The following is a 7,971-nucleotide window of genomic DNA, read 5'->3' on the forward strand; positions in this document are numbered from 1 at the left end:
CATCAATGCGCAGCACCACAGCTGCTGCCAAGGGTGGGCTTATAGGGTCTCGTTCCATGCAGCAGACCATCGCCGTCCCGCAGCGGGACCTGCGGCCGCGGCTCGCCCTCCTGGCGACGGCGGCGATCACCGTATTCGTGTGGCTTGCGGTAAGCACGGAATTCGGGTACTCACTGGCCGCCTACGATCCCCTGGTCACCGCATGGGCGGTGAGCCTGCGGCACGGACTCGTCACCGCGGCGGCGTGGGCACTGACGTACCTGGGAGGCACGCTCGGGCTGACGGTACTGACGACGGTCACCTGTACGGTTCTCCTGTTACGCGGTCTACGGCGCCACGCCCTGGTACTGGCCGGGGCCATGATCGGCTCCTCCCTGCTCACAGTGCTGCTGAAGGCCGCCTTCGCGCGTTCGCGCCCACATCCCTCCCTGCTGCTGGGCGAGCCCGCGTCGTCCTGGTCCTTCCCCTCCGGTCACGCATTCAACACCGGGGTCTTCGCGGGAGTCCTGGCTGGTTTCGTGCTGTTCTCCACAACGGCACCGGCCCGTAAGGCAGCAGCGACGGCGACGGCCTGCGCAGTCATTGTGCTGGTGGGCCTGTCACGCATCTACCTCGCCTATCACTGGTTTACCGACGTGCTCGCCGGCTGGAGCATCGCCCTGGCGTGGCTGTGCGTGGTCGGCGTCGTCGTCCTCACCACTACTAGACGATGCGCCCGCGGCCTCCCGGCCGGAGGCGGTCCGCGAGCGCCCACAGCTGTCCCCGGACGCTCTCAGGAGTAGATGCCGTCAACCCACCAGCGGCCCGAGCGGGCAAGCAGCAGGGGCGGCCCGGCATCGGTGACGACCTGCAGGTAGGCGCGCCGCGACGCGCCCTCGGGACGCCACCAGTGCTCATCAACCGGCCAGGGCCCAGCCCACAGCAGGACCCGCCTCCGCGTCGGCCAGTCCTCCGCTCTACCGTCCCAGCCCGCGCCCCACCGCGACGGCGCACTCCCCGCAGTGGAGGGCTCCAGCCGCACGCCGGCCGGCGGAGCGGTCAGCTGCCCCTGGCGGTCTACGCCGACCTCCCGCCCATCGGCATCGAGGAGAAGGGCGGGCAGCGGCTCGGGGGGAACCAGGGCGGGCGCCGGAGAAGGCAGGGCGCCGTCCCAGGGGGCGGAGCCCGGGACCTCCTCGAGGCTCTCACCCCAGCCGATGAGGGCGACCCGGGAGCGCGGGTCACGCCCGGGACGAGACACGGGAATGCGGACAGAACCTGCACCGAGAAGGGACTCGACGCGCCCGGCGGCACGATGTGCCCGGCGCTCGGCCTGTTCCCCGCTAGCGCTCCACAGTCCGGCCTGGGCGGAGCCTGCCGGGGCCAGCTCGAGGGCGACCAGGCGCAGGTGCGTCAGGGGTGCCGCGGGAGGGCGTCCGGAGCGGCCCGCCAGCCACCCTTCCAGTTGCCAGCGCACCCGGTCGGTCAGCTCGGCGGGTGAGGGAGTTGCGCCCAGTAGCCACGAGCGCCCCAGTTCCGCCCCGTCCTCGCACCGTGCCTCCACGCGGAGGCGTTCGGCCGACATCCCCAGGCGGATCAGGCGCTCCGATAGCTGCTCAGCGAGGGTGCGCGCGGCCCAGGCCGCGGTATCGGTACGCGCAATGGGAGGGTCCAGCCGCGCCTCGGCGGAGACATCGGCTGCGGGGCGGGTGGCGCGCGGCAGGGGCTCCCACTTTCCGCAGGCGAGTCTGTGCAGGCGCTCCCCCTCGGATCCGAAGCGGGCGGCGACGTCGCGGCGGGGCAGCGCGGCAAGGTCACCCAGACGGTGCAGGCCGAGGCGGCCGAAGTCCTCGAGAAGTGGGCCTGCCCGCTGGCGCTCCGGTTCGGTGACCAGGGCGTGCAGCAGGCTCTCCAGCGGCCAGGGGGCAAGGAATTCAGGTCCGGTCCCGGGCGGAACGATAATGCCTTGCCGGGCGGCCAGGATGGCGCCGAGGAGGGAGTCGGCCACCCCGACTTGGCACTCGACTCCCGGTCCGGCTGCTACCGCCTCGACGAGGGCGGCGGCCAGCGGCTCCTCCCCGCCCGCCCACCGGGCCGGGCCGGCGACCGTGGACAGCGCCAGCCCAGGACGGGCGACAAGCGGCTCGGCGAGGAGCTCGGAAAGAGCTTCCATAACGGCTTCAAAGGCCCGTGCCTCCCGTTCAGGCTGTGGCGGTAAGACGATGAGCCCGGGGCACAGGGAGCGGGCAAGACGCAGCCGCATGCCGCGGGTGACTCCGGCGGAACGGGCGGACGCGGAGGCGGCTATGACACCGCGTCCGCCCACTACGGCAACGGGGGTCAGGGCGGGATCGGGCACCTCTGGTCGTTCGCCCCTGTCCAGGGTGAGGGCGACGACGGGCCAATCGGGCACCCATACGGCGATCAGCCGTGGCGCGCGCGGCTCTCCGGCAAGGTCCATGCCTCCTCCTCTCGAGGGTCCTGTGGCGTGACCGGATCTACGACAACCAGGCGCGGTCGTACTGCCGGCGCAACCGGTACGGGGGCCTGAGGCCGCGCGGGTACGGGCGCCAGCTGCACGCCGGTGTCATCCAGTACTAGGCGGGCCCGGCCGGGACGCCGCCGGTCATGCAGGTTCCAGGCCAGTTGCCGCAGGTAGCCGCCGCGCATCTCCTGCGGCTGCGGGTCCTGCAAGTGGTCGTGCAAGTGGTTGTGCAAGTGGTTGTGCAATGGCACCAGAACACCGGTATGAGGCGGCTCCCGGGAGGCCGGTGGAGACGGTTGCCTCGCGGTGAGCCCAGCGGGCAGGCCGGTGTCGTAGTCATCCGGCTCGGCCTCCAGGAAGCGGGCCCCCTCCCAGGCGAAGGGAGTGAGGATCAGGCAGCCGCGCTCGCGAGCCCGGGCCAGGAGGGTGCGGCGGTCACCAGCCAGCAGGCGGGATGCTGCGGCGGCAGAGACCAGAAGGACGGCGACGCCGTCCAGCAGGGCCCCGAGGGCTGCCGTAAGCAGATTGGGGGGCAGGTCCGCAGCGGGTACGGCTAGTACCCGGGAAAGATCCAGGCCGGCCTCGGCCGCGGCACACCAGCCCAGTCCCTCGCAGCCGACTACACCGCACCAGTCGCTCCTGCCTTGCTGGAGTGCGGCCAGGGCGAGCAGCGCCCCGGTGGATCCGGTCAGGGTCACCACCCCGGCGGCATCGGCGCCTACTGGCAGGAGTGACTCCGGCGTCGGCTCCCCCGCCTGCGCGAGGGAGGCCGATGCCGCGAGCGCGGTGGCACCGGCTATTGGCGCCCCCCGCTCGGCGTCGGCCAGCACTCGGGTGATCCGCCTGGCCGCTTGATCGTGCAGGCCCGCACGGGACTCGGCGCGAGTCAGGGCCTCCCGGGCCGCGGCGAGGCGGTCCGCGCGCGAGGTGCTTCCCGACTCATAGGCGCCCCGACGGCTGTACCCCATGACTTCTCCTCCCAACAGGACATCTATCGAACACCTGTTCGATGTGTTGTTGCAAGCGTAACTCCGGTCGCCGACACGAATCCTCCTCGGTCCGCGTCTACAGTGGTGGGCATCACCCCGGCCGACAGGCCGGCCCCGACTCCGCCCGCCTAAGGAGGACGCCATGACCGCTGATCTGACCCGCCCGCGCCCACCGTTCCCCTATGACTCGCTTCCCGCGCTCCCCTCATTCACGCTGGCCTCCACTGATCTAGTGGAGGGTGAGCGCATGCCCGACTGCTTCACGGCAGTGCACGAGAACATCTCCCCCGAGCTGCACTGGTCGGGGTTCCCAGCCGCGACCCGCTCCTTCGTGGTCTCCTGCTTCGACCCTGACGCCCCCTCTCCGGCCGGATGGTGGCACTGGACGGTGCAGGACCTGGACGTGTCGGTCACCTCCCTGCCCCAGGGCGTGGGCGAATCCGACCTCCAGCTGGATGGTGCGGCCTTCCATGCCGCCAACGACTCGGGCACGCATGCCTGGTCCGGCCCCTATCCGCCGGCGGGCGACGGCGACCACCGCTATATCTTCGCCGTACATGCGTTGGACGTGGACACCCTGGGCCTGGATGACGACGCCTCGGCGACAACCGTGGCCGCCCAGTGCTCCACCCACGCCATTGCCCGGGCCCTGCTTACCGTCACCTACTCCCAGCCGGGCGAGCCCGGTGCCGCCCCGTTCCTCCAGGAGTCGCGGTAGCACTCCGCGCCTGCTCGCACCGGCCGCCGGGACTGCGTGGCCATCCTGGAGGACACCTCACACGGTGCTGCCGGGAAAGCCGAGGCTGCGCCAGGCCTCGTACAGGCCCACGGCGGCTGAGTTGGCCAGGTTGAGCGAGCGGCTGCCGGGAAGCATGGGGATGCGGGCCCGCCCGGTGACGCGCGGGTGGTTCATGATCGGCTCGGGCAGGCCGGTGGGTTCGGGGCCGAAGAGCAGGGCGTCATCCTGGCGCCAGGCGATGTCGGTGTAGAGCGTGGTGGTGTGGGCGGTGAAGGCGAAGATGCGTCCGGGGACCTGCTCCAGGCACTCCTCCCAGGTGGCGTGTACGCGCGTGCGGGCCAGGTCGTGATAGTCGAGCCCGGCGCGGCGCAGCTTGGCGTCGTCCATGTCGAACAGGGGATCCACCAGGTGCAGCATGGCCCCGGTATTAGCGCTCAGCCTGATAGCGGCACCGGAGTTGCCCGGGATGCGGGGCTCGAAGAAGACGACGTGAAGCACGCGGGCCATACTGCCACCGATACTGTCACCGATACTGCCATCGATACTGCCACCGCCCCGTCGGCTTTCAGCGCCGACAGGGCGGTGAAAGCCGGGTCAGCCCAGCGAGTCGAGGACGATGTTGAGCCCCTCCCCCATGGTCGGGTGAGAGATGGGGGCGTCGCGCAGCTGCTGCCAGGGCATGCCGGCGAGCATGGCCACCTGGACGGCGGTGATGACCTCCCCGGCGCTCTCACCGATGATCGCGGCACCGAGGATCAGGTCGGTGTCGGCGTCGATGATCAGCTTGTAGAAGCCGGAGGTGGTGCCCAGGGTCTTGGCACGGGGCACCGCCGCGGTGGGGGTCTTGGCGACGCGCACGTTGTGCCCGGCCGCCCGGGCCTGGGCCTCGGTAAGGCCGACGTGCCCGAGCTCGGGGGTGGCGAACACGCTCCAGGGGATTACCCGGCCCGCGGTGGAGGCCTCGCGGCCGTCCAGCAGGTCCCGCAGCACGCGGAAGTCATTCCAGGAGGCGTGCGTGAACATGGGGGTGCCGGCCACGTCCCCGGCGGCGTAGACGCCGTCGGCGGTGGTGCGCAAGTGGTCGTCCACCCGCACGAAGCCGCGCTCGGTCAGCTCCACCCCGGCCGTCTCCAGGCCCAGGCCGGCCGTAACCGGGGCCCGTCCCAGGGCAACGAGCAGGTGCGAGCCGGTCGCCTCGCGCCCGTCCTCGGTACGCACCACCACGGGGCCGGAGCGGGCGGAGGAGCGCACCGCACTCACGCGGGCGCCGGTGAGGACCTCCACACCGAGGGCCTCTAGCCCGGCGGTGACCTCGGCGGCGACGTCGGCGTCCTCCCGGTTCAGCACGTGCTCGCCGGAGTGGAGCAGGGTTACGGGCACGCCCAGCATGCCCATCAGGGAGGCCATCTCCACGCCGATGACTCCGCCGCCGAGGATCAGCAGGTGCCCGGGCAGCTCGGGCAGGCTGAGCAGGTCCTCGCTGGTCCAGTAGGGGGCGTCGGCCAGGCCCGGGATATCGGGGACGGCCGGGGTGGTGCCGGTGTTGATCAGGACGCGCCGGCCCCGCACCCGGCGCACGGTGCCGTCGGCGGTGGCGATCTCCACGGTGCGTGGGGCCACAAAACGCGCGGTGCCGCGCACGAAGTCGATCCCGGAGTCGGCAAACATGGTCTCGTGGGCCGCCACCATGCCACCCACGACGCCCTCCTTGCGCGCCCGCAGCGCGGCGAGGTCGATGTGGGCGCGGGTCAGCAGGGCGGTGTCATCACGGGAGCTGGAGTCGTCGGCGCCGAGCTCGGGCAGGGCCACGCCGTAGGCGGCCGCGCCCTGCACCTGGTGCAGGACGCGGGCGGAGGTGATGAGGGTCTTGGTAGGGATGCAGGCGACGTTGATGCAGGTGCCGCCGACCTTGTCGCGCTCGACCATGACGACGTCGTCGCCCTTGCGGGCGCGCAGCATGGCCAGTGATTTGCCCGCCTTGCCTCCGCCGACGACGAGCAGGTCTACCTCTTGAACCTGCCCGGATGCGGTGACGATGGTGTTGGTGCCGCCCATTTACTTCACCTCGGTCTTCCCGTGGCCGGCCCCACGCCCTCTCGGGCCTCCGGTCCGCGGCGGTGTTCGTGAGGCGCACGCGCCTCGCTCGGTTGCTGTCGCAGGTGGCAACGCCGTGCATGGCACGCTTCATTCCCGCTGTTGCTCACCACCATGGATCGACGCCGCCGTAGACTCCCTGTGGAGTTCTCCTCTGGCGAGGACTCCTCCCACCGCCCAGAACTGAGAGGTTGTGCCGTATGACCGAGCTGCGTGAGCCCGCCGATGTTTTCGCCGAGACGCTCGGCTGGCAGTCCGCCCTGGAGCGCACGGACCTGCTCGCCCAGCCCGTGGCAGCGGCGTTGCAGGCCCTCGCCGCCACCGATGCGGGTCGGGACCTGGCGGGTGCTGCGAAGGTGGTTGAGATCGACCCCGCCCTGTCCGACACGGATACGCTCAACGCGGAGTACTCGCTCAACCCCGAGGCCACCGGCAACTGCGTACTGGTGGCGGGCAAGCGCTCCGGGGAAAGACGCTTGGCTGCCTGCGTGGTGCGGGCGACCGACTTCGCCGACGTCAACCACCTGGTCAAGCAGCTCATCGACGTGCGCAAGGCCTCCTTCCTGCCCATGGAGCAGGCCGTGGAGATGAGCGGCATGGCCTACGGCGGCATCACCCCGGTCGGTCTGCCCGCCGACTGGCGGCTGCTGCTCGACGCACAGGTGGCCGCGCGCGACACGATGCTCATCGGCTCCGGCGTGCGCCACTCCAAGCCGCTGGTGCCCGGGGCACTGCTGGCGGCCCTGCCCGGCGCCGAGGTGATAGAGAACCTGGGCATCACCCCCGCTTGATCGCGTCGGCGCCCAGCCAACTCGCCTACACATAAAAGCCCAGCCACTTGCAAGAACGCCAAAGCGCAAATGAACGGGCGCTTCGTGTTTGAGGGTTGGCGGGTTGATGGGGTGATGGGTGGCGGTTCGTCGGGTGGTTGTGTGCGGGTCCGGGTTGTGCGATGCGGGGTGCATGGCGGTGGTGCGCGGCGAAGCACGGAGGCGCGGTGTTTCCGGGCGGCGGGTTCATGTGTTCGGGGCGGTGGTTCGCGGGTTGACCGGGAGGTTCGTCATCTGGCCCCGACGCTTGGGCGTCTCCCACAGCGGTGTGTCAGGTATCCCCGCGAACCGTTGCCGTTCACGGCGGGTCGTCGCCGCTACCTGATGAAGGGGCAGACGCGGGATCATCTGCAACGCCACTTCGGGGTTAACAACGCCTGTTAACCGTCTGCTGAAGGGCCCTGGGGTATACAGCAGGCCGTAAAGTAGCGTTGTTAACGTCCAGCCGGCGCAGCAGAGGCCGAGGCGGCCAACCCGACGCCGTCTCCGGCGCCCACCGGGGCCTCCAGTGATCCCCCGGGCCTACAGCCTCCCCCCGCGTTTCCTCACTCGGACCGTCTGACAGCGCGTTTACGGCAGTCCAACCGCAGGATGACGCTCCAACCGGGGCAACCGATAGTGCGTCGACGACGCCGGTCGATCCCTCAACGACCCGTACATGCCCCGCAACGGCATACGCACCAGGGCACCGGCCCGACAACGACCACCACACAACAACCCGAGCCCTTGTCCCCACACCCACAAACACGAAGAACCCCATAATCGACGACGATCGGTTCAGGGCCACGGGAGTTCAACCGGGCTCGCATTACTCCGCTTGGTTCGGTGGTGGGACTGCGGCGCCGCAGTCCCACC

Annotated in this window: 7 protein-coding genes; 3 read left to right on the forward strand and 4 right to left on the reverse strand. The window is 70.6% G+C overall.

Annotation, left to right across the window (positions count from 1 at the left end):
- Nucleotides 1-56 precede the first annotated feature (56 nt).
- Nucleotides 57-782 carry a phosphatase PAP2 family protein gene (locus GZ998_RS03740; protein WP_161923940.1) on the forward strand — a complete coding sequence of 242 codons (726 nt, stop codon included), beginning with the start codon at nt 57-59 and terminating at the stop codon, nt 780-782.
- Here GZ998_RS03740 and GZ998_RS03745 read toward each other — a convergent pair.
- Both GZ998_RS03745 and GZ998_RS03750 read right to left on the reverse strand, forming a co-directional pair.
- Nucleotides 773-2,440 carry a DNA polymerase Y family protein gene (locus GZ998_RS03745; protein WP_219109069.1) on the reverse strand — a complete coding sequence of 556 codons (1,668 nt, stop codon included), beginning with the start codon at nt 2,438-2,440 and terminating at the stop codon, nt 773-775. The genes GZ998_RS03740 and GZ998_RS03745 overlap by 10 nt on opposite strands.
- Nucleotides 2,404-3,432, reverse strand: coding sequence for a hypothetical protein (locus GZ998_RS03750; protein WP_219109070.1), 1,029 nt, complete (start codon nt 3,430-3,432; stop codon nt 2,404-2,406). Before GZ998_RS03750 ends, GZ998_RS03745 begins: the two co-directional genes overlap by 37 nt.
- Nucleotides 3,433-3,595: 163 nt before the next feature.
- Here GZ998_RS03750 and GZ998_RS03755 point away from each other — a divergent pair, with 163 nt between their 5' ends.
- A complete protein-coding gene (locus GZ998_RS03755) occupies nt 3,596-4,171 on the forward strand; it encodes a YbhB/YbcL family Raf kinase inhibitor-like protein (protein WP_161923938.1) in 576 nt (191 codons plus the stop codon).
- Nucleotides 4,172-4,228: 57 nt separating this feature from the next.
- Here GZ998_RS03755 and GZ998_RS03760 read toward each other — a convergent pair whose 3' ends face one another.
- Both GZ998_RS03760 and GZ998_RS03765 read right to left on the reverse strand, forming a co-directional pair.
- Nucleotides 4,229-4,690: a tRNA (cytidine(34)-2'-O)-methyltransferase gene (locus GZ998_RS03760; protein ID WP_162679521.1), complete on the reverse strand. Its 462-nt coding sequence runs from the start codon at nt 4,688-4,690 to the stop codon at nt 4,229-4,231.
- A 96-nt stretch (nt 4,691-4,786) separates the two neighbouring features.
- Nucleotides 4,787-6,247, reverse strand: coding sequence for an NAD(P)/FAD-dependent oxidoreductase (locus GZ998_RS03765; RefSeq protein WP_219109071.1), 1,461 nt, complete (start codon nt 6,245-6,247; stop codon nt 4,787-4,789).
- Nucleotides 6,248-6,486: 239 nt separating this feature from the next.
- On the opposite strand from GZ998_RS03765, the gene GZ998_RS03770 reads away from it, so the two are divergent.
- Nucleotides 6,487-7,077, forward strand: coding sequence for a YbaK/EbsC family protein (locus tag GZ998_RS03770; protein WP_219109072.1), 591 nt, complete (start codon nt 6,487-6,489; stop codon nt 7,075-7,077).
- The last annotated feature ends 894 nt before the right edge of the window (nt 7,078-7,971 follow it).

It is taken from the genome of Actinomyces sp. 594, from assembly GCF_019325145.1.
GTDB lineage: Bacteria > Actinomycetota > Actinomycetes > Actinomycetales > Actinomycetaceae > Actinomyces.